Below are 22,595 nucleotides of genomic sequence, written 5' to 3' on the forward strand. Positions count from 1 at the left end.
TCCGCTGTAAAATGAACGTTTGAAACAATTATGGTTACTTTTACCCTATTTGAGTTTCATAGGAAAAAATAAATCCCCTGTCAATTTCTATATTAGCTTATAATTTATAGGAAGCAAAAAAAGAGGTGGAAACCCTTAAAAAAGATTCCACCTCTATAAATCAATCTGACAATTCAAGCAGAATGCATTAGCTTGCTTTCCGGATACGTCCTTTGTGTGAAGTTGGTGATTTTTTCTTTGATTTATTTTTTACAATTTTTTCTTTCCTAACTTGGTCTTCAAAATTAGAGACATAATGCGTTTCAAACTTATCAAATATGTTTTCTTGTATTCCAGCATAACGCTTATACTTTCGCAAATTTATAACGTTATAATCTGAAGAGGAATCGACAGAAGAAAATTCTATTCTTTTGTGAATTTTTCGCTTAGAAATTTTTCTAAGCGCAGATTCTAATTTGTCTAGTGCTTTATCAACGCTATGTGCAATATCGTTAGCAAAGGCATTCACACAAATGTTATTTTTGCCAGCATTTAAAGCAAGTTTAACATGATGCACTATACCATCGACACTAAAATAAGCATGAACATTATTTGTGTTTGCGGAAAATTTTGTAACACAATCCTGAATACGTTGTGCTACAAGCTCTTTAACATGTTGTGACTTAGGAAAATTAACAAAATGAACTTCTACTTGCATGGAGCCTCCTTTAAGAGTGAAAGCTGAAGCAGAAATAAAGTGATTTTAAGAAAAAATCACCTAAATATTGCAAATAAATAAAAAAAATAATGCAATATTTATTTTATATTACTTTGTTTTAAAAGCACAAGCAAGCTATAAATTATAAGAGGTTAAAAGCGTTGAATTCTTTTTGATGAGGACATAATACCTAATGATTCTCTATATTTAGAAACTGTTCTACGTGCTATTTTTATACCCTTATGTTCCTGTATTTTCTCAGAAATTTCTTGGTCAGACAAAGGATTTTTTTTATCTTCATTTTTAATAAGTTCTGCTACCATTTGTTTTATAGCTTCATTTGCCATCTCTTGCCCAGAGTTATTTTCTATAGCAGCATTAAAAAAGTAACGGAGTTCAAAAATTCCCCTAGGCGAATATAAATATTTATCAGAGGTGGCTCTTGATATGGTACTTTCATGCAAATCTAAATCGCTCGCAACTGTTTTAAGAGTCATCGGTGCTAAATGTTCAGGACCATGTTCAAAAAAATCTTCTTGATATTTTATGATACTTTCAACAACTTTAATTATTGTTTTATCTCTTTCTTTTAAAGATTTTACAAGCCATTTTGCTGATTTTACATTCTCATTAATGTACTTAAAAGTATCTTTGTATTCGCCTTCGTTCATTTCATTTTTTAATGCTTTAATTAAATTTGAATATTTTTTAGATAATTTTATTCTAGGGAGACCATTATCATTTGTGCTACATATCCATTTTCCATCTCTTTTAAAGACATAAACATCTGGGATAATAATTTGACTAGACTGTTGACCAAATTGTCTTGCAGGTCTGGGATCAAAGTTATTTTTTATAAAACGAAATGCTTCCTTTATTTCTTCTGAAGTTGCTTTTTCAGATTTTGCAATTTTTAAAAAATTTTGTTTTTGAAACTCATTCCAATATTTTGTAAGAATATTTTCCACATGTTTTGGTTTTTTATTTAATTTTTTAAATTGCAATAAAAGACACTCTTGTAAATTTTGTGCTCCTATCCCAGTAGGTTCACATTTTTGTACAGTTTCTAAAGCAAATGAAATATCATCGATATGTATGTCATGATTCACTGCGATGGTCTTTAAATCAGTATTTAAAAAACCATTATCATCGATATATTGAAGAATTGTAAATATACAATCTTTTTCATATTCGCTAAGCCGCATAATAGAAACTTGATTTTCAATAAATAAGTGTAAAGATTGTGATTGTGAAGAATCAGCAAATTCTTTTCGCATTTCATTAGGAGATATTTCTTCAGTAATTTTAATGTCATTATATCTTTCAGTATAATCGTTTTGATTATATGAATTTTGTAACGCTCTTTTTAATTCATCATAGTGATGGCTATATTCTTTTTCTTCTTTTGCTGAAATACCGATAAGGCAAGGATTTTTTTCTAATTCATCAGTAATTAATTTTTCTAATTCAAAACGCCCCAGTGTTAAAATAGTGATGGAATGTTTTAACTCTGCCGAAAGAGATAGTTTTTGTGTTGTTTTTAGTCCTTGCTTTATTTCTAAAGCCATCAATTTATCTCCACTTATCTAAGTAAATGTAATACTGAATCAGGAATTTGATTTGCTTGTGCTAGAACTGAAGTACCTGCAGAAACTAAAATTTTGCTTTGCGCATATTTCGCAGACTCTAAACCATAATCAGCATCTCTAATTCTTGACTGGGCTGCGCTCAAATTTTCACTCCCAATATCAATGGAAGTGATAGTAGAGTTTAGTCTGCTTTGCAATGCTCCAAGTGTTGCTCTTGTTCTTGTTACTTTAAGCATGGAATCATCAAGGGCAGAAAAAATATCTTCAGTATTGCCACCGCCTAGTTCTCTTCCATTTTCTCCTTCAATACTCAGTTCTGTTAAATTTGCCAAAGATTCACTAAGATCAGTTAAGTCATCAAATTTCAAAGTAATAACTTCATTTTCTTCATTTGTTTCACCGGCAACATTTCTAAAATTCACACCAACTTGCACATTAATGTCTCGCTGATCTTCGGGTGATAAAAGTTTTCTTCCATTAAATTCAGTTTGATCTTTAATTCTATTCACTTCTTTACCTAATTCCTGAAATTCTTTATTTAAAAAACCTCTTTCAGTTTCTCCAATAGTATCACTAGCAGCTTGAGTAGTCAGTTCCCGCATTCTAATAATAATATTATTTAACTCACTTAATCCACCTTCGCCAGTCTGCAAAAAAGAAATTCCATCAGATGCGTTCCGTTTTGCTTGGCCAAAACTTCTAATTTTTGCACGCATTGTTTCAGAAATTGCCAATCCAGCTGCGTCATCAGAGGATTTATTAATCCGTAATCCAGAAGATAATTTTTCTAAGCTATTGCTTAGTTCGTCTTGATTCTCACTTAATTGTCTTTGTGCCATCATACTATCTATATTGGATTTAATTCTAAGTCCCATGTTTTTATCCCTTTAAATTTTAACGTAACAAAGAAAGAGCCATTTCTGGTCTTTGGTTTGCTTGTGCTAAAATGGCCAATCCACCTTGGGATAAAATTCTGCTTTGTGATAATCTTGCTGTTTCTTCTGCAAAATCAGTGTCGCGAATGCGGCTATTTGCAGCCAACATGTTTTCAGTATTTATTGAAATGTTACTTATTGCTGAATTTAATCTTGATTGAGTCGCTCCAAGAGTTGCTCTTGTTGAAGCTACTAAATTTAAACTAGAATCAATTGTATTTAAATTTGCAGCAATTGATTCACGATCTTCACCTGCTAAGGAAGTATCTTTTAATCCTAATGTTTCAGAGTTAATGCCAGTAGACTCTTCACCAAATTGTAAAGTTAATATATCATTAGCTGTTCCGTTGTATCCAACTTGTAAAGTTATTGGTTCTTCAGAAGCTTGTGGAGATAATAATTTTCTACCATTAAATTCTGTTGTTTCTGAAATTCTATCTATTTCTTCAGTCAATTGTTGGTATTCTTTGTTAATATATTCTCGTTCTTGTGGACCAACTGTATCACTTGCAGATTGCATAGTGAGTTCACGCATGCGGATTAAAATATTTGTTGTTTCGTTTAATCCACCTTCTGCAACTTGGACTAATGAAACACCATCATTTGCATTTCTTTTTGCTTGCATTAAACTTCTTGTTTTAGCTCTTAACCCTTCAGAAATAGCAAGTCCTGCAGCATCATCTGCTGATTTATTTATTCTTAAACCAGAAGATAATTTCTCCATACTTGAAGTCATATCTGAATTATTATTGGATAGAAATCGTTGTGCTGTAAGTGATTCTACGTTGGTTTTTATACGTAAACCCATGATTATTCCTCCTTGATAGCCAGAAACCGCATTTGTTGATTGCGGGGCGTTTTGCTGTATCAACCTTTGATACTTTGCAAACAAATAGGCCATTTACCCGTTTTCCTTGGTAGTTCCGTGACCTATGCAGCACTTATCGAAGAAAGAAATTGGTAAATTAGAAAAATTTGATTTATAAATAATAAATTTAAAAATAAATAATAATTATAATATTTTATAAAGAATTGTGTTTTTCCTTAAATTATGAATTATTTAGACTAGTTTTCAAAAAGAAATGGGTTTCTCTTTCGCCTAGAAAGATGTATTTTTTTTAGTAAGTTACAAATATTTCACGATTTTTCTTGACTTTACAGACTCCTTCTGGTTGTCTTTCAAGGGTTCTATTATGTTTTTTTTGAAAAAATGAAGAGGTTAATAATGAATCGTCTTGACTCCATAAGCTTCGGCAAAATTGTTCAAATCAGGGAACAACTTCTAAAATTACAAGCAACAGGAAAAAAAGTTTATAGATTAGAGTCAGGAGATCCTAGTTTTTCAATTGCACCAAATATAACAGAAGCTATTGAAAAAGCACTGCGTGATGGAAAAACACATTACATTCCTAATAATGGTATTCCAGAGCTTCTTAAAGCTTTAGCAAATAAACTGCATGTTCAAAATAAAATTAACGTAACAGAAAAAGATATTTTTGTTACTAATGGTGCAATGCACGCCCTTTATGTTGTTTTCCAATGCATGCTTGAGCAAGGCGATGAGGTTATCGTACCTGAACCATTATGGACTGAAATTGGGGAAAATATTCGTTTAGCTGGTGGTGTTACTGTTTCTGTTCCTTTAAACAGACAAAATAATTATCAATACAGTTATAATGATATAGTCAGCAAAATTACTTCAAGAACGAAAGCAATTTTTATCAATTCACCACAAAACCCTTCAGGTGCTATTGTGCCAAAAGAAGAATTGCAAAAAATTGCAAACTTGGCAGCTGAAAGAGGCCTTTGGTTAGTTTGTGATGAAGCATATGAAGATCTTGTGTATGAAGGAGAACACTATTCAGCTGCCAGCGGACTAAACGGCTATGAAAAAGCGGTTTCTATTTACTCATTCTCTAAATCACATGCAATGAGCGGATTGCGCGTAGGCTATATTGTTTCTACAAATAAATTACTAGCTGAAAGAATTCCAAAATTGTTACGTTGTACCGTTAATGGAATTAATAGTATTGCACAATGGGGCGCTTTAGCTGCTGTGATTGGTCCGCGCGATCATTTAAATTTTATGCTTACTGAATATAGAAAACGTAGAGAAATAATGTTCAATACCATTAGTGAAATCCCAGGGTTGTTACCTTTTAAACCACAAGGAGCATTTTACTTATGGTGTGAAGTGGAAACTTCATTATTACAAAAACTTCAAATTCGTTCTGTAGCACAATTATCTGATTATCTTGCTGAACGTGGTATAGGAAGTGCACCTGGCGATAGTTTTGGTGTGAGTTGTGCAAATGCAATACGCTTTGCTTTTAGCTGTAGTACAGAACAAGTAACTGATGGTTCAAAAGCTTTAAAAGAAATTTTAACTCAAGTTTAATTCTTATTGAAAAATTTGTTTTAATTTAAAGCAGCCAATTTTTATTGGTTGCTTTTTTTATTTTTTCATAAATTTAAAATTAAAATTTTAATCTATTTTTAGTGATTACTAAATTTAATAAAAAATAAAAATATTGTACACCATTTTATTTTAGAATAAAAATAATTCTCAAAAAAAAAATTCTTAACATATTGAAATAAATAACTATTTATGCTATCTAGAAATAAACTTTAAACCATAAATTTATATTTAAAAGCTGTTTCCTAGTCCGTAAATAACAATTAATTTATATGGAGTAATTATGTATTGCAAATCTTTGTTAAGTGTGATTGCAGGGATGATTCCTTTTGCAACTTTTGCGTTACCAAAAACTGACTCAACTATTCTACCTCTACCTACACAACAAACTATGCAACAAGGTGACAAATCCGCTATTGATTTTGTCGTCAGTATTCCTGTCTATCAAGATAGCTCAGACAACTCTCAATACTATTATGTTCCAAAATTTAAAGCATCGGTAAATGCTGAAGGTATTGGTGCTACTTTTATAAAGAATGAAGTTGCAATTTCTAGTGCTTCACAAATTTCTGATACAAGTATCAAACTTTCTAACATGACAACGGAAGAATATTTTAACGTAAGAAAAGTTGTTACTGACTTACAAAATATTATTGATAATACTATAAAGACTAATCCTAGAGATCCTAATCTTCCAATTTATCAAGAATATCTTAGAAAAGCACAAGAGAGACAAAAGACAGCAGAAAATAATGCTGCTGCTTTTGAAAAATCAATTCCATCTGGTGTTTTAAATGCTATTTATTCAAATATATCTACATTTTTTGCAAGTGCAGGAATTCAATTTCCATTATTTCACAATGAAAGTATAATCGATAGACAAAATAGATTAAGTCAAAAATTAGTTGAATTGAGTTCTTCAAATGGTGGATTAATTACCGGAAATATATATGCAGGATTTACTGCGGATGAATTAACAAAAATTAAGACATATAAAGCAAATTATGCTCCATTTGTAAAAATTTCTGTGGTTCCAGTAACAAGTCTTGTTTTTGAATCATTAACTGAACTGCAATATGACGCAAATGGTGTGAAGAGCCAACGTGCTGGTATCCCTATTTTTGCTTCTTTAAAAGGGGGCGGAACTTTAACAGGTGCAACGTTTAACTTTGATTTAACAACAAACGGAGCTGTTGCGTTTGCGCGTAATTTACCTCCATTTATTCCACCAATTGCAATTAAAGGGGTTGTTTCACAACAAATTCCAGTTTCAAAAGGAAATGTGACTTGTAACTTTGGTGCAGGAATGGTTGTAAAAGACAGAAATGTTATTAACCAACAAGTAGCAGTTTTCAATGATAACACTCTTTCAAACCTATTTGTACAACAAGGGCAACAACAAAGTCCGTGCCAAGTTACAGTGCAAGCTGGGGATAAAGGCTATATCCAACATGCAGCACAACAAGAAGTCGAACAATATTTAGGTGGTTTACAATTCCAAAAATCGTACCTTTCACCAAAAGACAAGGGGCAATACTGGCAACAAGTACAACAAACTCAAGTGTTTGACAGAACTACTCCATCTAATGGTTATCAAAATGTATTCCAAGCATACCAACAATCTGGTTGGGGAACGACAGCTACTCAAGCTTTAGTAAAACGTCCTAATTATTACTGGCAATCACAAGTACAAGATGTATCTGGAATTAGCGGTGTTAAATTCCAAAAAGATATTGTTTCCAATGCAGCAAGTAAACTTGAATTATCCATACCAACTAGCATTTGTTTTGTTTGGAATGTGAAGTCACAAGCATATAGAGCTTGTAGTGAAGGCGAATTTGCAACAGCAAAACCATTAACTGACGCAACTCAGTCTGCTAAGCAATCTCAATCTTGCATAACTACACAAGATGCAGTTCAATGCGGAATTAATAGAAATACAAGTGCTCCAACTTCTCAAGACGGAAATATCTTACCAGAAGATCTTTAACTCATAAGAAAAGGACTTCAATTGAAGTCCTTTTCAAAAAAATAGGTAAATATTTATGTTTAAGAAAATCCTTTTTCTCCAATTTTTAATTTCATTTTCCTGTTACGCTCAGAGTTCTATTGTAACCTTAGTTCAAGGCGGATTTAGAACAACAAATTCTTTAAATAGAGTTGTTTTTGTTAATTCTTTAAACAGAAATTTTACTGAACAAGAGTTTTTATACATAGATAATTGGTTAACTAAACGATTACAAAATTCTGGCTTTGTCTATAACAATTTATCAGTTTACTTTAATGTCAGTAATGATCTTAGTAAAAATGTGAAAGGGTGTTTTAATAGTTGGTTTAAAACATTGTTACCAGCTGATCGTATTACCCTAACTGAACACTTTAAGCCAAACGGAATGTATACCCTTAGCTCCGATGAAATTGAAAGATTATCTAACAGTATTTTAAAGTATACCAATGATAATTTGTTAACTTGTAAAAATGATAATTTCCTAGGTGATATCACAACAGCGTTTATTACTATTGGACTAGATCAATATTTATCAGATAGAATGAATAATCTCACACCTGATATAAAGTATCATTCTGTGTTATCAAAAGTTTATGATCAACAGTTTAAAAAAATAGGTTGGGAGCATGTAGGTAAATTAACTTCTTGGCTCGACGAAACTCAACCAAATTACCCACTACTTAGTGTCGAGGCATTAGAAAAATATTTAACTTTAATTCAACAACAAAATAATAAAAAAATATCTGAAACTGAAGCAGCATTTATTCTTCTAGAATCATTAAATACAAATCCTGAACTTGTGAAAGAAATTTTATTAGATCACAACAAGCTGTTACCTTATATTCAGACAGCTACTCTTTTATATTCCAAGTGCTTTTCTAATGGAGACTTTATTGCTGAAAAATGTGATGTTAAAAATATTGGAAATAACTTAGTAATTGTAAAATTAAATCGAAAATCAAAGTCATTTAGTCATATTTTATGGGTGGGATCATGAGTCGCAAACAAGCTATTATTATTTTTTCTATTATCTCTTTGTTAGCTTTTCTTTCTTTTTATATTACTCGCAAAAGAGATGACGGACATTTTGCCCGTGAACCATTAAAAGCAAATGATATTCTTGCATTAGAAGAGAAAAATAAAAGTACAGAGAAACAAGTTGAAGAAAAAAAACTAATCACCAATGATTCATCTGAAAACATAAAAAAAGATGAAAATAAAAAAATTGATACAAAAGATCTTTCACCAAAAGAATATGTAGCTTGGTTAAAAGATACTCAAGATAGGGTTTTATTAGAAGTAAAACCCGATGGAACAAAAATTTATCGCAAAGGTAATGTAACAATCACTGTGATGCGCAATGGTGAAGAACTTTACTTGCCGGATGAAATGTAATTGGTGAGAGTGCAGTAACTGGTTTGAATGATTAACTTCTAAAATATACTTCTCAAGGTCTGCGGACAATCCAACTGATATTAAATAATTCACCATTCGGTAAATGCCAGTTCCCTTTTTTGTCGCGCATGACTTTATAACGTTCCCAAATTTCTGCTTCTTTATTGTATTTTTCTATTATATCGCCTTCATTAACAGGGCGATTGATAATCCATTGCTGAAGAGTGTCATCGTAAATTAAAGTATTCATTCTAATACCTCTGCAAATCTAACGCAATTTCTTAATATTTTTGTTTTTCGGTGTTGCAGAGGAATTATTTATACTCTTTTTAGCCTCAAACTATTTTTCTGTGGCATTATGCGAAGAAATTGCTTTAAAAGTACCAGTGCCAGTATAAGAAAGATTAGTGTCTGGGATAGGAGCACCTACTGGCGAAATTTGAGTAGCGGGTGCTATTACTTGAAATTCAACATCGTAACTGCTTGACCCAATGTAGAGGATTTTTTTGTCGCCTGCTTTTGCAATTTTAGAAATATGGCTGCTGTGCAGCTCTTTTACTTTGCAGAGAGCCATTCCAGGGGTTCCAGGAGCATTGGGCGGGGTTGGCACCAGAATATAGGGTACGGGCACAAAAAGAATATTTTTTTCATCCCCTTCTACACAAATAGTTCTTCCAGTGTCATCGCTTTTTGAACTTCCTTTTAGTAATCCATTGCATGGAACAGAAAGAAAAGCCTTTCCATTACTCATATTTGGACTAATAACAGCTAAGTCGCCCGACAATAAAAAAGATTTTGCTCCCATAATGAACCTCGCATTCAAAGTAGTGAATGGAATTTTTAGGTTAGCTTTATCTGTCAAATTTGTAAATCATTTATTTAGTAGAGTTTATTATAAATGGCTTAAATATATATTAAAATTCAATGGAATATATTCAATGCAAGAAAATTAGACTTTTTTAAAAGAAGCTATTAAAGCTAAAGTTGGCTAAAGTGAAACATTTTAAGTTGGACTATAAATTATGAATTTAAATCATTTAAACTTTGAAAAAGACTATTTAAAAGATAGATACATAACCATTTGTCTGCTATCTGGAGACCCAGCAAGGACAGAAATAATTGCGCAAACATATCTCAAAAATTCTGTAAAAATTAATAATAATAGAGGCTTATATTGCTTTACAGGTGAGACTAGTTTAGGCATGCCTATTCTTGCCGCTACTTCTGGTATGGGAGCGCCTTCCACGAGTATTGTGGTTAACGAACTAGCACAGGCAGGGGTTAAAGTGTTTATACGAATAGGCACAACAGGTTCTATTCAACCTTATATTGGGGTAGGCAGTATTATTGTTAACTTTGCTTCGCTCTGTAAACAAGGGGCAGCAAATGATATTGCTCCTAGAGACTATCCTGCTGCTGCTTCGGCTTTATTGTCTACCGATGTTTATTATGAAGCAAAAAAATTACACAAAGATGTTTATTTTGGCTTAAATGCCTCAGTTGATACTTTTTATGAAGGCCAAGAACGTTACGATAGCGTTAATCCAAATTTATTGAAAAGTCATGTTGGTATGTTAAAGGAATATCAAAATTTAAATATTTTAAATTTTGAAATGGAGTCTGGTACTTTATTTAAGATGGCCAATGTTTATGGGTTACATGCAACAAGTATTTGCGCTGTTGCTGCAGCAAGATGCAAAGACGAAGCTCTATTACATGATAGTGTTCAGTCATCTGTAGATATTTCTATTAAAGCAGCTATTCATACTGCAGAAAATATTCAAAAAAATCAATTGCAGTTATTTCGGACTTAAATCTTAATATTAAATTTAATATTTTCTTAACTATAAGCACCAGAAGAATAAACAAGTTCATAGCTATGTGAGTATATTTCAATAATATTTCCAAAAGGATCTTCACAGTAAATAATTTTTTCTGCGAGTTCTTCAACATTAGGATCAGCTATAATTAAGTTACCAAAATAATTTAATTAATAAACTCTTATTGACCATTTCTATTTTGCATTTTCACTTCCACAGATCCAAAATCCATATCCATTAAATATACTTGGAGTGCTGGTTGGTTGAGCTTTAAAGCTATATTTTATTTTAGAATTATAGATATTTCTAGTATCTGACCATGCAGTATTTTGATTCCATGAGTATTGAAAAGCTTCCATTTTATTTGTATTTTTAAATACATTTGCACCAATATCTTGTTGAAAAGAATACATTCTTATTGGAGTTGGTTGAGTGATAACAACTGAATTGCTTAAATTAATTTTATAATTTGTTACAAATCTTTCTCCGGTTTCTAATGAAATAGAGGCAAAGTTGACAGTATTAATATAAAATGGAGTTCCATCTTTTTTCTGTAAAGTTATTTTGATATATTGCGCATCTGTAGCTGGGTTTTGGCTTTGAATTATTAGGTATTTATCTGAAAAATCAACAGCCTGTGCAAAATTTGCAACTTCTAGCGGTAATCGAACAAAAGTATTTTTTAAATAGATAGGATCCTGTTTCATTTTAGAATTTATAATATGGTTACTTCCATATAAATTGCCAAAAATAACTAATGGTTCTCCACCTCCTGTGCATGGATAGTAGACAGTTTCTCCATTTCCTTCAAAGTAACTGCCTTGAACATGTGTAAGGCTTGCATAGGAAATGTCATTAATTAAAATTAATGACAACCCAAGTTTCCATGTTGTTTTTAGCATTCAAGAATCCTTTATTTTATTTTTTATAAATAAGATTTTCTATTTGCATTTCATAAAATTGAAATAGAAAAATAAATAAGAGCTTTATATTTTGTACCAAAATTTTTCTTAATACTTTTTTTAAATAAATACTAGTGCATTATTATTTTTTATATTGGTAATCTTTAATAAATTTAAAATTTTAATTTGTTATTTTATTAATTTTATTTTAATTAAATAAATCTTACTAAGGAGTTTTACTATGCTAAAATTTATTTTTCCTTCCATAGCAATTTTTTTTCTTCTATCTTGCGGTAAAAAAAATAATTCTAAACCAATTGAGCAAATAAAGAATGAAAGTTTTTGGAGCAAATCAATTGTTTGGACTAAGTGTCCTCGTGTAAATAAAGAACAGAAGAAGCAAAAGGAATTAAGTAACACGGAGTCTGATATAAACCTAATTTCAAGTATTCAATTTGAGTGTGGTACTTTTCCTGTTCCTATAGATTGGAATAATCCAAATGGTGAAACGATAAATTTAGCATTAAAAAAAGCAATTTCTCCAAATCAAAGTGCTAAAATAGGCTACTTGATTTTTAACCCAGGTGGCCCAGGTGGTTCTGGTGTTGCAATTTTGGAGAGTGTTTTAAAATTAAATCCTAAACTTATTCAAAATTTTGATATTATTGGGTTTGATCCTAGGGGTATTCATGCTTCTGCTGGAATTAAATGCAAAGACTCTTTGGATAGTAATCTTTTTTCATTTTTTGATTCTGAACAAAATTTTAGTCGCATGCAAACGAAGATAAGAAATCTTCGAGAATCATGTTTTGAGCATAGTGGAAAACTAATTGATTTTGTTAATACTGAAAATGTTGTTAAAGATTTAGAAGCAATGAGAGTTGCATTAGGAAATCAAAAGTTAAATTATTTGGGAATTTCTTATGGAACTTCTATTGGTGCAACTTATGCTTATCATTACCCAAATAATACTAGAGTAATGGTGCTAGATGGTGTTCTTGATTTATCTAAGCCATTTCTAGAAACTGTAAAAGCGGAAACCATTGCTGTAAAAAATACGTTTCAGCACTTTGCTGAATTTTGTTTTAATTCAGCAAAGTGTGGTTTCAACTTTAAACAAATCTCTTCAATTTTTCAAAACTTAAAAGATGAATATGAAGTACGTAGTGATTCTAAAATAATTAAAGTATCAAAAGCATTTTTGCAAACTTATTTATCGAATGCAGTAACAAATGCTGAAAATTGGGAATTAATGGCTAATGCATTCCGGCAATTAGAAAATCCAGTACAAAAAGAAATTGAATTACCAATTTCGAGAGATTTTTCAGGATTTATTCAAACTTTTGCCGTTCACTGTCTTGACTATCCTGTAAATAATTTGACCTGGAATGAATATGTAAAATTAAAAGAAGCTTCAAAAAAAATATTTCCTGAACTTAATGGACATATAATTACTTTAAATATTCATGGTATTTGTTCTGCTTGGAATGGTAAAAGACACGATCCGTTAATAGCAAATCATAGTTTAAATATTTCTCAACCTATTTTATTTGTTTCTTCACCATTCGATGCAATAACCCCACATAGTAGTGCAATATTAAAACATCAACAAATTAAAGGAAGTAAATTATTAGAAGCATTAGTATTTAAACATGGAGTATCTCTTCTCCCAAATGCAACTTGTGTGCAAGATAATGTAAATCAATTTTTAACTACTGTTTCTTTACCTACAGATTATTTGTTTTGTACTGGGAAATAGGTATTTTATATAAAGAATTATTTTGAAGTGCATTTTATGTTTCATTATCATTCAAAATGAATAATAGGTTTTTTGCTGCAGTCTGTTCAATATTTGCAAGAGTAAGAATTGTCTCTATTTTTTTAATTCTAGAAAATTTTGATGAACTAATATTGTTTTTTTGAAGCATTTAATTAAATACTATATAGCCTAATTTATATTCGATTTATCACAACAAAATCCCAAGGAATGAAGATTGGGAAAAATATGTTGAATTTTTTAAATCAAATTGCTCTTCTGAAAATTTAAGAAATGTAGCACAAGAATATTTCTCAAAAAAGCATGATGGAACAAATGACTTATCTGAAAAAATCATATTTATAAAAACTTTACTCAGAAACTAAAAAGTTTTCGGTAGAGGCAATACCTGTTTTAGAATTTCATGCTAGTGAAGAAGATTTAATATGAATTTAAAGAAAAAAAACTCAAAAGAAAAGAACTTACTGAACATCAAATTTTATCGATGAGTAGTGAAGAATGGCGTGCATATAAAAAAAGGCAATATCGAGCTAATAGAACTCCAGAACAAAGAGAGAAAGAACTTGCTAAACTTAGAGTTAATAGACCTAAATTAAAAACAGGTAAAAAGGCTCCAGTTTTGTTTATAGATTTATTAAAGCTTCCTAATGGAAAATATTTGGCTAAATAAATTGCTAATAAATTAGGAATTTCAGATATAAATTTAAAAATAATTTTACGCAAAAGAGGCATTGAGCCAGCAGGAATCGAATTAATTCTTGGCTATTATTGTGCTTATTATATAACGTCACAGTTTAAAAGTTTACCAAAAGAAGAAATTGAAGACGCTAAAGATAAATTAAAATAAATATTTGACGGTTTATTGTAAATATTTATTATTCATTTTATTCTTTTAATTGTTGAATATATGGAGGTATATCATGAACTTTGTACAATTAGATTTATTTGGTTTAAGTGCAGTAGTAAAAAAATTAATAGATAAAGTTTGCTACGAGTCCAGATATTTATTGAAAAAGTAGGTGATATTTACTGCTGATATATTCAAAAAAGAAAAGGTAAAGGACGCTGGTCTAAAAAAACTTTGATTGATAAGTCAAAGAAATGTTTTTATATTGAATATGCTAGTAATGATTTGGGTTTAAAACTGATATAGGTGCTTTATGGAAAATTTAATTAATGAAAATGACTTAATTTATTTATGTGAACATAATTCTAAAGTTCTTAGAAATGAAAAAAATTCTCTTATTAGTCCTGATAAAATTGCATCAATATTAGATACAATTGTTCAAAATAAAAAGATAAAAGTTAAAGCTAAAATTATCAAATTAATGAGAGCTTTGCTACGGTATCAACATAATCCCAAAAATGTTAAACTCTTTTCAAATTACTGGGATCCGACAAATATACATCGAGCAGAGTCCCTTAAAGAGAATAGAGTATTTATTGAGAATATTAGAACACAATTAGATCTTGAATTTAGAAATAGTAAGACACTTTATTTGTATATTTTAGATAATCTTGAAGATATTTACAACTTATGCGTAATTTTAGAATCAGAAGATAATAAAATTAGTCCTGATTGCTACGAAAAGAAATTACCATTCAGTTTAGAAAATATACTTAAAAAAGAATATTATCCTGAGTATAAAGATTTTCAAGATAGTCTTTATGATGAGGTATTAATAAAATAGAGAATTAAATTTTTGGATTTAATTGGAGAAATTATGGATACATCTGCTATTGGAGAAATAATAGATAAAGTTATTACAATAGAGAAAAATATGAAAAAAGCTACTTTACGAATTTTTGAATGTGAAGTTGAAAAAATTTATATCCAACTTTGGTTCAGAGGTATTTCTAATTGTAATTACGAATTAATTCCTAATATTTACAGAAAAATAAATGGTTTTTCATATAATAAAAATATTGAAAAAGAAATGTTTAATATATTTGAAACATATATACCTATGTTTTTAAAAAAGGGAAATTTTCTAGACTTTAAGCAAGACTTTGAATAACACTTTACAGCACAGCACTATGGATTAAAAACAAGACTTTTGGACTGGACAAGAAGTCTCATTAGCTCAATATATTCTGCAATTCAAGATTATAATGAGGAACATGATGTTAATCCAGCAATTTGGATTTTAAATCCAAGTTTGATGAATTATCTTTTTCATTCTCTTGATTATCCTATTATTCCCTCTAAAGATAATATTTCTATTAATTGGTTCTCAAATGATCTACTACCTGAATTCCCTTTAGCAATTTATCCAATAGCAAATAATGAATGAATTTTAGCTCAGCAAGGTGTATTTACTATTTTCGGGGAAAATAATAATAATTTAGATGATATTGTCAAAGAATATCTTAAAAATAATCCCACTAAATTCAAAATAGAAGTTTCAAAAGAAAATATTATATTTAAATTAATATTAAATAAAGAAAAAATAACTAGAATACGAAATGAATTGAAGATTTTAGGTATAAATTATATTACAGAACTTCCTGAATTACAATCAATTAGTAAATATATTAATGAAGATTTTTTCAACAGATGAAATAAAGATAAATCTCAATACAATTTTATGAAAAAATTCCTAAACAAAATAATGAAAATAATTTTGAACAAATTCATTATATGTTTGAAAGAATTTATTTTATAAAAGATGATTTTTTTTACAGAATGTTGAAACTGGTTAATAATTATGGCGAGGAAAATAAGGAGGCGGATCTTTTGGGGGGTCGTAAATAGAGCATCTTTTTGGATTTACCCAATGACAAGGAAACCTATATTGTAAGACTAATAATCCTATTAATGATACAAGTACAAAAAGATATTTCTTCATTTGAACCTCTATTTTATTTTAGGAATTTATTTTTTATAAGTGTAGACAAATATTCATTACTTTATTATGAATAGAATGTCAATAAGTATTTATTATCTTTATTTTTTTAATCTATCATTTTATAAATTTTATTATGATATAATAGTAATAATATATCCAATAATTTTATATATTTATATTTCTTTAATTTTATTAAATTATTCCTATAATAATGTAGTTGGAGTATAATATGAAGTATTTTATTATTGTGCTTTTATTTATTTTATCAAATACAGCTAAAACAATCACATTTGGTGAAGTTTTGGATATGTGGGTTGAAGGTATTCCAAAAAATCAAAGAACTAAAATAACTTATTCTTATAATATGTTAATAGAAGGAGCTCCAAATCCAAAATTATGTTCTGATACATTAAATGCAGTTCTTCAAGAAATTATTTCACAAAGTAATATATTATCTGAGAATAATCAATGTTCACCTGAAAAATATGAAATTATGTCCAAAAAAATTATTAACGAGAATCTTGCTATTATTAAATTATCATGTTGGCCTCAAAAAAAATAAGTGCTTTATAATTGAGTAAATTTATAAAAAATGTTAACCACTATTTTTAATTTCGTTTACTTAATATTTAAAATTAGTATTTTTTAATTTTCCATCTCAAATAATTTAATTCTTTTACTGTCTTATTTCTGCTTTTTACATCCATTTTATTTCTTAATTAATTACTTTAAATTCAATACTATCAAAAATATAAAGCTATTCTTTCACTTAATGCCTATTACCTTCATCAAAATTTGCTCCGCAACTTTTTTCAATTGCTTAATGTAAATTAATTATTATCTTTTGAAAGTTCAACTTTGCTAGAAAAAATATCCTCTTCCAATGCAAATTTTTTAAAGAATTCATCTCTTGTAAACCAGTTATTAATTTTTTGTATCTCAATTTTAGATAAAAATAGTTTTTCTTTAAGCTCTTTAATTCGCTCATTAAAATAATTCTTTTTAGAATCATCATTTAATCTTTTTTTGAAATTATTACACAGATGAAAAATACAATAACAGTTCTTTAAATTTTCAAATTTGTATTTTTAGATTTATACCAATTGATTAAATGTTGCTCTGATTTTGCAGAAAGAGTTTCATTTGTTTTTAAATCACGATAAATATTATCAACCGCATAGTAAGTAACACCTTTAAAATCTGCTAACCTAGAATAGAAAAAAATAATATACTCTTTTGCTTTTTTTAAAATATCTGAACTATCATTGCTAGAACCAATAAAATTATTTTGACCACTTATTCCATTTTTAGTTGCCTTAGTAGAAGATGTTACTTCAGTCATTTCTTCATCATTTTCAGATATAAAACATTCAGTAGTATAGTCAGGTATATTTTTGCGGCTATTTTTAAATTTAGAACTATTTTTTGTGGCGCACGATGGTCCTGAAAAGAAGAATTTATTATTTACTAAATCTTTGCAATATATTCCTTTCCAGCTATTAAGAGTTTTTGTACAAAAATTGCATTTTGTAGGGATATCAACATAGTCATAACATATGTACTCAAATTTCATAATATCTCCAGACATTTATACAGTCCTTTAAAAACCCAATAATTTAATTTAGGGGGTTGTTATAAAAAATCGAACTAAAAAAATAAAAGCCTAAAAGGATCTGGTCGAAAAAAACTATTTCAAGAAAAGTATTACGAAGAAAACAGTAAGACTATGAAAAAATGACGAGGAGTTTCTTTTTTTGCGGATTAGATAGGTCTTTCAAAAAAAATCATCTATAACTGAATTAATTAAAATCAAAACTGTAAAGAATCATTTGAAATTGCAAAAACATCTTGCCAAGCAATTTTGGAGAATTTAGCATTTAAATAAGCCTCTAAGTGCAAAAGAAAATGTAAATAAATTTAAGTAAGAATGTTAGGAAAATGGGGTTTGTTGCAAGAATCCCCGATTACGTGTTTGCAATCTGCTTAATGATTTTTAAATAATTGCCTCTAATATTTTTTTTATAATTTCTTTCATTTAAATCTACAATAATAAATTTATTACTAATTACATTATCTATAAAAATTTTTTCTGGAGTTAAAACATCATTTTCTTTTAATTGAAAACTAGGATTTATTAGTAAATTAATTTTATCATTCAAATTTATTTCATAAGAATTGAATTCATAATCAAAATGTAATTCTTTACCTATTATGAAGTAATTATAATAGCATTTGTTATTTTTTACTTCAACTTGTACATTAAATTCTAAGATTTTAATAAATTCTTTCACAAAAAAATCATATTTATTTATCACTAAAATTTCCTTTCTTTGTAGATTAAGAGTCTTAAAAAAGATTAACTGTTTTGAGATTATTTTGTAAGAAATATTTTTTACTTTAAGAAAAAATATTTCTTGACTTTTTGTCGCTTGGTCTACTTACCCGTTTTTGGAATTTTAAAACCACTTGATACTTAAGCTAATGCGTTTTTTACACGAATTTGGGTCGTGGCTTAAAATTTAGTATTGACGGCTGCCATTTGGATTCGTTTAATGAAGTTATGAAATCTTTAACCCTCACGATAAAGGAAAAAAGTATGCTAGATCTTAGCGATTTTAGTTGCATTACTGCAACTGCAACAACGGGTATTGGAATGGATAAATGGATTTGTCAAATTGATTTTCCTGATGGTACTTCGCGTAGAGATGAATTTTCAGACGAAAAAGCCTGCAAAGCATGGGCTCGAGCTGAAATTAAAAAATACATAGGTAGTAATCCAGCACTTCCTTTAATGATAACGGGCAATCTCCCTCTATAAACTTCTTAACAGTCAATTGACTGGTGAGCGGTCGGCTTGCCGTTTCTCGTTTGGCATTTTAAATTTGACTAGGGCTTGTAAAATGGCAAACTGAGTGTGTGGATCTAGGGGGGGGGGTGCAAAATTGGTACCCCCCTCTTATGAAAACGACGGGGTGCCCCTGTATGGATACCAAGCTTGTCTTATCAATTTGCCTCATAAAATAGCAAAAATATTGGCAAAAATCACACAACATAATCATAGTTATCATAACTCAACTTATTTGACGCATATTATTGCATTTTTCTACCCCCCTAGACCTGTTACCTTAATCAAAATTTTTTACTTGCTCTTCCTACAGTCTATCGACTGTAGGATGTAGGAATTAGCGCACGCATGACAAATGACGTGCGGTTGCAGCGTGCGGCTCTGTCAGTACCCAAAGACAATTGGACTATTCCCACAGTCATTGAGACTGTCATTTCTCAAAGATCTTGGCATCAGTCTCTAGGTGTATAGAGCTTTTAGGATACAGTCCTTATGTCTTTGGAGCAAATTTAGTCTCGATCACTTTGGGAATGTGTTTGATATGATTGATCTGTGAGTCTCAAGGTCTTTGGGATCTGACAGGCTCAACGCTTTGAGAAGCTGGACACCTCTAAAAAGTGTAATACAAACGTATAACAAAAATCGAAGAGTATGCTTTATGAATAAAGGATTTAGTAATTTTATGTATAACACTTTTATACCCAGATGTTTTTTATCATATTTAAATTAATAGATTATTTCCTTTTTGCGTATCACATTTAGTGCGTAGGGTATGTATTAAATAAAACAGAAGGTGGGGTCTGAGGGGAGACGGAAAGTCTCCCCTGCTTTGTTGCTTCCATAGGATCTAACTAAATAATCAAATTACATGAAATTATAGTTTTTATTCTTAAAATCATTTAATATTCAAATGTTTCCAATGCTTCATAAAGTCATTTTAATATTAAATAGAAAGAAAGGTATGATATGCAATTGAAAGAATTGGTAAAACAAATGAGGTTAGATGCAGGTCTTACAGAACGAAAAGCGGCTGATATAATAAGAAAGAAAGCTGAGATATGGAAAAGTTGGGAAATTGGGAAAAGAAGGCCAAGTTTAGAAGATTTGAGAATATTTTGTGAAGAAACACACCAAGATTTTAACGAAGTAAAAAGAAAATACGCCGACACATTTGTTGAAAATAAATTAAAACATCATATATCAAGTAATAACGAAAAAGATTCTGAAGATGTTTTCTTTATTGCTGATAAGATTACAAATGACATTTTATTTGAAAAAAATGAAACTCGTTTCTCTTCCAAATTTTGTAAACTAGAGCACATAGATGGGAGTATTCTAATTACAAGATGGGGAAGTAATTTTAAATTTCCTAACACAAAATATGATGCCAATATTCAATTAGTTAATCTATTTAAGCATAAACTCTTGAATGGAATTGAAATTAAAAAACAAATTATTATATTTTTGTATAAATGCAAGGAATTAGGACTTGAATTAAATTATGGAATTTTTAAAGTAAATTCTAATTGAATACGTTTATTTAAAGGGGTTCTGGTCTTTGGAGGCAGATTTATTATTGTTTTCTGACTTTTAATTTGGATTTTCGTAAACATCTTAAATATTATTTGACCAAAATCATTATTTATGGTAAGTAAAACTTGCAAGTTTTACTTATATTTTATTAAATTCATATATATTAATACCCATCATTTTCAAATCTGAATTTAATATTAAATTCGTCTTTAATGAATCGTTTAAAAATTTCTTTATTTCATCTATCCATTTAGAGTTAGAATCTATTATTTTTGAGAAATGATTTAGAATTATAATTGTATTATATATTTTAGCACTGTTATCCCCATCTTTTTCCCATAAATTACTTAAGTTTTCTGGTTTTTTTGGGATTTTCATCCTACATGACGTTAGTTTTCTATTCCAGAGGCGCCCATGGTGAGCACAAATATTTCGTACAATATTGATATTTCGTAAACATGATTCAAAGACCTCGTCATCTAGTTGATATTCTTTGCTTATTTCTTTTTTTAAGTTTATTTTTAAATTTAAATATAAACTTACTAATGTTCCGAAAGAAAAATTTTCACAAATTGACCAAATAGGAGGAAAAATAGGATTACCGTATTTTGTCTTGTAATGAACAAGATACTCTTCTTTACTATTTGAATAGTTTTTCATAATGTCAGACAAATCGCTAATATGTCTGTCTTTTTTTTCATAGATATTATGATCTATGTAAGCATGGGAATCATTTTGTTTTATAGAAAGACAATATGCCCAAATAGTTCTAAATGATATTTCAAATGTTTCAATGGCCTCTAAAATAAGAAGTCTAAATTTTTTATCGAAATAATATAAATTAACGATGCGTTCTATACTAGTATTGCTGTGATATCTATGATTTTCCTCTAATTTTTCTTCAAAGATTTTCCAATATCCACTTAACCTATAGTAATTAATGTGTTTAAGTATGTTTTCTGCAAAAGTTTCATTAGTAATTATCATGCCCCTAGATTTGAGAAGGGTTACTTTTTCCTTAATACTAAGAGGTTTTTTTTCATATTTTTCTATGTTTATTATCCAATATTAGTGTAAGATTTTAGATGCTTACAAAAAAAAGACTCCCCGCTTTGAGCATCGTTGAGAGGCTTGGGAAGTATTGATAACAACATGATATATGTCGTCATAGTTTCTGTCAAGTTTATTGGATTGGTTCAAATCCAGCAAAATATTGCTATTTGTATTATTTGGGGTACCGACCTGCTGCAAGAGAAAAGATGTCTTTTTTTCAACAACAAGTGGGATTTTGTGTATAAACTCGAGGATTCTTGCAACAAACCCCTAACTTCTAGTTTTGAGGCTCTCGGAAAATTCTGCGGTTTGCGCTTAGAACCCCAAATAAGCCTTATGTATAGTTATAAGATTTTGTATCTAAAATATATTCAAATGAAAAAGGGCACTCTGTAGGCACATTATTTTCGAAATATTTTTTAAAATGAAATGAACTTATAGTACCATCAGAATATTCTAAAATTTCTTTTCTGGTATCCTTATATATTTCATTAAGCTTTCCTTTCAAATATATCTCAATGTAATCATTTTCTCGAATTTTATCTTCTAAATCTGATCTCGCTAGAACAGCATATTTTTTTTCAACTTCTAAATCCCAAAGTAGTTCATATTCCGTATAGTCATCATTATTAACACTTGGAAAATATGATTTTAAATTATAATTATTTAATATAAGAAAGCTTATAGCTGAAGATAAATCATTTTCATAAAGTTTATGATAAAGTTCTACTTCTTTTTTAAGTATCAAATTTTTGTTAATCATAATGTATATTTTC

At 29.4% G+C, this 22,595-nt stretch carries 24 protein-coding genes and 2 pseudogenes; 12 read left to right on the top strand and 14 right to left on the bottom strand.

The annotated features are described in order from the left end of the window. Positions 1-187: 187 nt before the first annotated feature. The 4 genes from GOY08_RS07260 to GOY08_RS07275 form a co-directional block, all read right to left on the bottom strand. Positions 188-697: an HPF/RaiA family ribosome-associated protein gene (locus GOY08_RS07260; RefSeq protein WP_158998231.1), complete on the bottom strand. Its 510-nt coding sequence runs from the start codon at positions 695-697 to the stop codon at positions 188-190. A gap of 152 nt (positions 698-849) precedes the next feature. Further along, a complete protein-coding gene (gene rpoN, locus GOY08_RS07265) occupies positions 850-2,265 on the bottom strand; it encodes an RNA polymerase factor sigma-54 (protein ID WP_158998232.1) in 1,416 nt (471 codons plus the stop codon). 14 nt (positions 2,266-2,279) lie between these two features. After that, positions 2,280-3,161, bottom strand: coding sequence for a flagellin N-terminal helical domain-containing protein (locus tag GOY08_RS07270; RefSeq protein WP_158998233.1), 882 nt, complete (start codon positions 3,159-3,161; stop codon positions 2,280-2,282). 19 nt (positions 3,162-3,180) lie between these two features. Beyond that, positions 3,181-4,122, bottom strand: a complete 942-nt coding sequence (locus tag GOY08_RS07275) for a flagellin N-terminal helical domain-containing protein (RefSeq protein ID WP_202914041.1) — start codon at positions 4,120-4,122, stop codon at positions 3,181-3,183. Positions 4,123-4,446: 324 nt separating this feature from the next. On the opposite strand from GOY08_RS07275, the gene GOY08_RS07280 reads away from it, so the two are divergent. The 4 genes from GOY08_RS07280 (at position 4,447) to GOY08_RS07295 (ending at position 9,040) form a co-directional block, all read left to right on the top strand. Next, entirely contained in the window at positions 4,447-5,619 is a 1,173-nt protein-coding gene (locus GOY08_RS07280; RefSeq protein ID WP_158998234.1) for a pyridoxal phosphate-dependent aminotransferase, read from the top strand. A 301-nt stretch (positions 5,620-5,920) separates the two neighbouring features. Then, positions 5,921-7,627: a hypothetical protein gene (locus GOY08_RS07285; protein ID WP_158998235.1), complete on the top strand. Its 1,707-nt coding sequence runs from the start codon at positions 5,921-5,923 to the stop codon at positions 7,625-7,627. Between the two features lie 55 nt (positions 7,628-7,682). Beyond that, positions 7,683-8,642: a hypothetical protein gene (locus tag GOY08_RS07290; RefSeq protein ID WP_158998236.1), complete on the top strand. Its 960-nt coding sequence runs from the start codon at positions 7,683-7,685 to the stop codon at positions 8,640-8,642. Next, entirely contained in the window at positions 8,639-9,040 is a 402-nt protein-coding gene (locus GOY08_RS07295; protein ID WP_158998237.1) for a hypothetical protein, read from the top strand. Before GOY08_RS07290 ends, GOY08_RS07295 begins: the two co-directional genes overlap by 4 nt. 52 nt (positions 9,041-9,092) lie before the next feature. On the opposite strand, the gene GOY08_RS07300 is transcribed toward GOY08_RS07295, so the two are convergent. Both GOY08_RS07300 and GOY08_RS07305 read right to left on the bottom strand, forming a co-directional pair. Continuing rightward, entirely contained in the window at positions 9,093-9,290 is a 198-nt protein-coding gene (locus tag GOY08_RS07300) for a hypothetical protein (RefSeq protein ID WP_158998238.1), read from the bottom strand. Positions 9,291-9,380: 90 nt separating this feature from the next. Then, positions 9,381-9,845, bottom strand: coding sequence for a hypothetical protein (locus GOY08_RS07305; protein ID WP_158998239.1), 465 nt, complete (start codon positions 9,843-9,845; stop codon positions 9,381-9,383). A 217-nt stretch (positions 9,846-10,062) separates the two neighbouring features. Between GOY08_RS07305 and GOY08_RS07310 the strand changes: the two genes are divergently transcribed. After that, complete coding sequence (locus GOY08_RS07310) at positions 10,063-10,854, top strand: nucleoside phosphorylase (RefSeq protein WP_158998240.1); 792 nt, start codon at positions 10,063-10,065, stop codon at positions 10,852-10,854. Positions 10,855-10,880: 26 nt separating this feature from the next. On the opposite strand, the pseudogene GOY08_RS15740 reads toward GOY08_RS07310, so the two are convergent. Then, positions 10,881-11,006 (bottom strand): annotated as a pseudogene (locus GOY08_RS15740) (glyoxalase); the annotation flags it as partial. Between the two features lie 48 nt (positions 11,007-11,054). Continuing rightward, on the bottom strand, positions 11,055-11,762 hold the full coding sequence (locus tag GOY08_RS07320; protein WP_158998241.1) for a hypothetical protein: 708 nt from the start codon (positions 11,760-11,762) through the stop codon (positions 11,055-11,057). 241 nt (positions 11,763-12,003) lie between these two features. Between GOY08_RS07320 and GOY08_RS07325 the strand changes: the two genes are divergently transcribed. Continuing rightward, complete coding sequence (locus GOY08_RS07325) at positions 12,004-13,521, top strand: alpha/beta fold hydrolase (RefSeq protein WP_158998242.1); 1,518 nt, start codon at positions 12,004-12,006, stop codon at positions 13,519-13,521. Between the two features lie 489 nt (positions 13,522-14,010). On the opposite strand, the gene GOY08_RS07330 is transcribed toward GOY08_RS07325, so the two are convergent. Then, positions 14,011-14,271, bottom strand: a complete 261-nt coding sequence (locus tag GOY08_RS07330) for a hypothetical protein (protein ID WP_158998243.1) — start codon at positions 14,269-14,271, stop codon at positions 14,011-14,013. A gap of 428 nt (positions 14,272-14,699) precedes the next feature. Between GOY08_RS07330 and GOY08_RS07335 the strand changes: the two genes are divergently transcribed. From GOY08_RS07335 to GOY08_RS07345, 3 genes and pseudogenes are all read left to right on the top strand, one after another. Further along, positions 14,700-15,230 (top strand): DUF29 family protein, encoded by a 531-nt coding sequence (locus GOY08_RS07335; protein WP_158998244.1) that lies wholly within the window; start codon positions 14,700-14,702, stop codon positions 15,228-15,230. Positions 15,231-15,263: 33 nt separating this feature from the next. After that, positions 15,264-15,557: a hypothetical protein gene (locus tag GOY08_RS07340; RefSeq protein WP_158998245.1), complete on the top strand. Its 294-nt coding sequence runs from the start codon at positions 15,264-15,266 to the stop codon at positions 15,555-15,557. A gap of 18 nt (positions 15,558-15,575) precedes the next feature. After that, a pseudogene (locus tag GOY08_RS07345) lies at positions 15,576-15,833 on the top strand (hypothetical protein); the annotation flags it as partial. Between the two features lie 405 nt (positions 15,834-16,238). Here the strand turns inward: GOY08_RS07345 and GOY08_RS07350 are convergent. Then, positions 16,239-16,388, bottom strand: a complete 150-nt coding sequence (locus GOY08_RS07350; RefSeq protein WP_158998246.1) for a hypothetical protein — start codon at positions 16,386-16,388, stop codon at positions 16,239-16,241. Between the two features lie 229 nt (positions 16,389-16,617). On the opposite strand from GOY08_RS07350, the gene GOY08_RS07355 reads away from it, so the two are divergent. Next, positions 16,618-16,950 (top strand): hypothetical protein, encoded by a 333-nt coding sequence (locus GOY08_RS07355; protein ID WP_158998247.1) that lies wholly within the window; start codon positions 16,618-16,620, stop codon positions 16,948-16,950. Positions 16,951-17,454: 504 nt separating this feature from the next. Here GOY08_RS07355 and GOY08_RS07360 read toward each other — a convergent pair. Next, the gene (locus tag GOY08_RS07360) at positions 17,455-17,961 is read right to left on the bottom strand and encodes a hypothetical protein (RefSeq protein ID WP_158998248.1); all 507 of its coding nucleotides are present in this window, start codon (positions 17,959-17,961) and stop codon (positions 17,455-17,457) included. A gap of 391 nt (positions 17,962-18,352) precedes the next feature. Then, on the bottom strand, positions 18,353-18,703 hold the full coding sequence (locus tag GOY08_RS07365) for a hypothetical protein (RefSeq protein WP_158998249.1): 351 nt from the start codon (positions 18,701-18,703) through the stop codon (positions 18,353-18,355). A 281-nt stretch (positions 18,704-18,984) separates the two neighbouring features. Between GOY08_RS07365 and GOY08_RS07370 the strand changes: the two genes are divergently transcribed. Both GOY08_RS07370 and GOY08_RS07375 read left to right on the top strand, forming a co-directional pair. After that, positions 18,985-19,206 (top strand): hypothetical protein, encoded by a 222-nt coding sequence (locus GOY08_RS07370; protein ID WP_158998250.1) that lies wholly within the window; start codon positions 18,985-18,987, stop codon positions 19,204-19,206. Positions 19,207-20,199: 993 nt separating this feature from the next. Then, positions 20,200-20,763, top strand: a complete 564-nt coding sequence (locus GOY08_RS07375) for a helix-turn-helix domain-containing protein (protein WP_158998251.1) — start codon at positions 20,200-20,202, stop codon at positions 20,761-20,763. A gap of 141 nt (positions 20,764-20,904) precedes the next feature. On the opposite strand, the gene GOY08_RS07380 is transcribed toward GOY08_RS07375, so the two are convergent. Then, complete coding sequence (locus GOY08_RS07380) at positions 20,905-21,753, bottom strand: Abi family protein (protein ID WP_158998252.1); 849 nt, start codon at positions 21,751-21,753, stop codon at positions 20,905-20,907. Positions 21,754-22,153: 400 nt separating this feature from the next. Beyond that, positions 22,154-22,582 carry a DUF29 family protein gene (locus tag GOY08_RS07385; protein ID WP_158998253.1) on the bottom strand — a complete coding sequence of 143 codons (429 nt, stop codon included), beginning with the start codon at positions 22,580-22,582 and terminating at the stop codon, positions 22,154-22,156. Positions 22,583-22,595: the final 13 nt, after the last annotated feature.

Origin of the sequence: Pigmentibacter ruber, from assembly GCF_009792895.1 — a bacterium.
Classification (GTDB): Bacteria; Bdellovibrionota_B; Oligoflexia; order Silvanigrellales; family Silvanigrellaceae; genus Silvanigrella; species Silvanigrella rubra.

Bases quoted from the DNA above. Each gene is read 5' to 3' on its own strand.
- GOY08_RS07260 (WP_158998231.1), bottom strand. From the start codon at position 697: ATGCAAGTAGAAGTTCATTTTGTTAATTTTCCTAAGTCACAACATGTT.
- rpoN (WP_158998232.1), bottom strand. From the start codon at position 2,265: ATGGCTTTAGAAATAAAGCAAGGACTAAAAACAACACAAAAACTATCT.
- GOY08_RS07270 (WP_158998233.1), bottom strand. From the start codon at position 3,161: ATGGGACTTAGAATTAAATCCAATATAGATAGTATGATGGCACAAAGA.
- GOY08_RS07275 (WP_202914041.1), bottom strand. From the start codon at position 4,122: ATGGCCTATTTGTTTGCAAAGTATCAAAGGTTGATACAGCAAAACGCC.
- GOY08_RS07280 (WP_158998234.1), top strand. From the start codon at position 4,447: ATGAATCGTCTTGACTCCATAAGCTTCGGCAAAATTGTTCAAATCAGG.
- GOY08_RS07285 (WP_158998235.1), top strand. From the start codon at position 5,921: ATGTATTGCAAATCTTTGTTAAGTGTGATTGCAGGGATGATTCCTTTT.
- GOY08_RS07290 (WP_158998236.1), top strand. From the start codon at position 7,683: ATGTTTAAGAAAATCCTTTTTCTCCAATTTTTAATTTCATTTTCCTGT.
- GOY08_RS07295 (WP_158998237.1), top strand. From the start codon at position 8,639: ATGAGTCGCAAACAAGCTATTATTATTTTTTCTATTATCTCTTTGTTA.
- GOY08_RS07300 (WP_158998238.1), bottom strand. From the start codon at position 9,290: ATGAATACTTTAATTTACGATGACACTCTTCAGCAATGGATTATCAAT.
- GOY08_RS07305 (WP_158998239.1), bottom strand. From the start codon at position 9,845: ATGGGAGCAAAATCTTTTTTATTGTCGGGCGACTTAGCTGTTATTAGT.
- GOY08_RS07310 (WP_158998240.1), top strand. From the start codon at position 10,063: ATGAATTTAAATCATTTAAACTTTGAAAAAGACTATTTAAAAGATAGA.
- GOY08_RS07320 (WP_158998241.1), bottom strand. From the start codon at position 11,762: ATGCTAAAAACAACATGGAAACTTGGGTTGTCATTAATTTTAATTAAT.
- GOY08_RS07325 (WP_158998242.1), top strand. From the start codon at position 12,004: ATGCTAAAATTTATTTTTCCTTCCATAGCAATTTTTTTTCTTCTATCT.
- GOY08_RS07330 (WP_158998243.1), bottom strand. From the start codon at position 14,271: ATGCCTCTTTTGCGTAAAATTATTTTTAAATTTATATCTGAAATTCCT.
- GOY08_RS07335 (WP_158998244.1), top strand. From the start codon at position 14,700: ATGGAAAATTTAATTAATGAAAATGACTTAATTTATTTATGTGAACAT.
- GOY08_RS07340 (WP_158998245.1), top strand. From the start codon at position 15,264: ATGGATACATCTGCTATTGGAGAAATAATAGATAAAGTTATTACAATA.
- GOY08_RS07350 (WP_158998246.1), bottom strand. From the start codon at position 16,388: ATGAAGAAATATCTTTTTGTACTTGTATCATTAATAGGATTATTAGTC.
- GOY08_RS07355 (WP_158998247.1), top strand. From the start codon at position 16,618: ATGAAGTATTTTATTATTGTGCTTTTATTTATTTTATCAAATACAGCT.
- GOY08_RS07360 (WP_158998248.1), bottom strand. From the start codon at position 17,961: ATGAAATTTGAGTACATATGTTATGACTATGTTGATATCCCTACAAAA.
- GOY08_RS07370 (WP_158998250.1), top strand. From the start codon at position 18,985: ATGCTAGATCTTAGCGATTTTAGTTGCATTACTGCAACTGCAACAACG.
- GOY08_RS07375 (WP_158998251.1), top strand. From the start codon at position 20,200: ATGCAATTGAAAGAATTGGTAAAACAAATGAGGTTAGATGCAGGTCTT.
- GOY08_RS07380 (WP_158998252.1), bottom strand. From the start codon at position 21,753: ATGATAATTACTAATGAAACTTTTGCAGAAAACATACTTAAACACATT.
- GOY08_RS07385 (WP_158998253.1), bottom strand. From the start codon at position 22,582: ATGATTAACAAAAATTTGATACTTAAAAAAGAAGTAGAACTTTATCAT.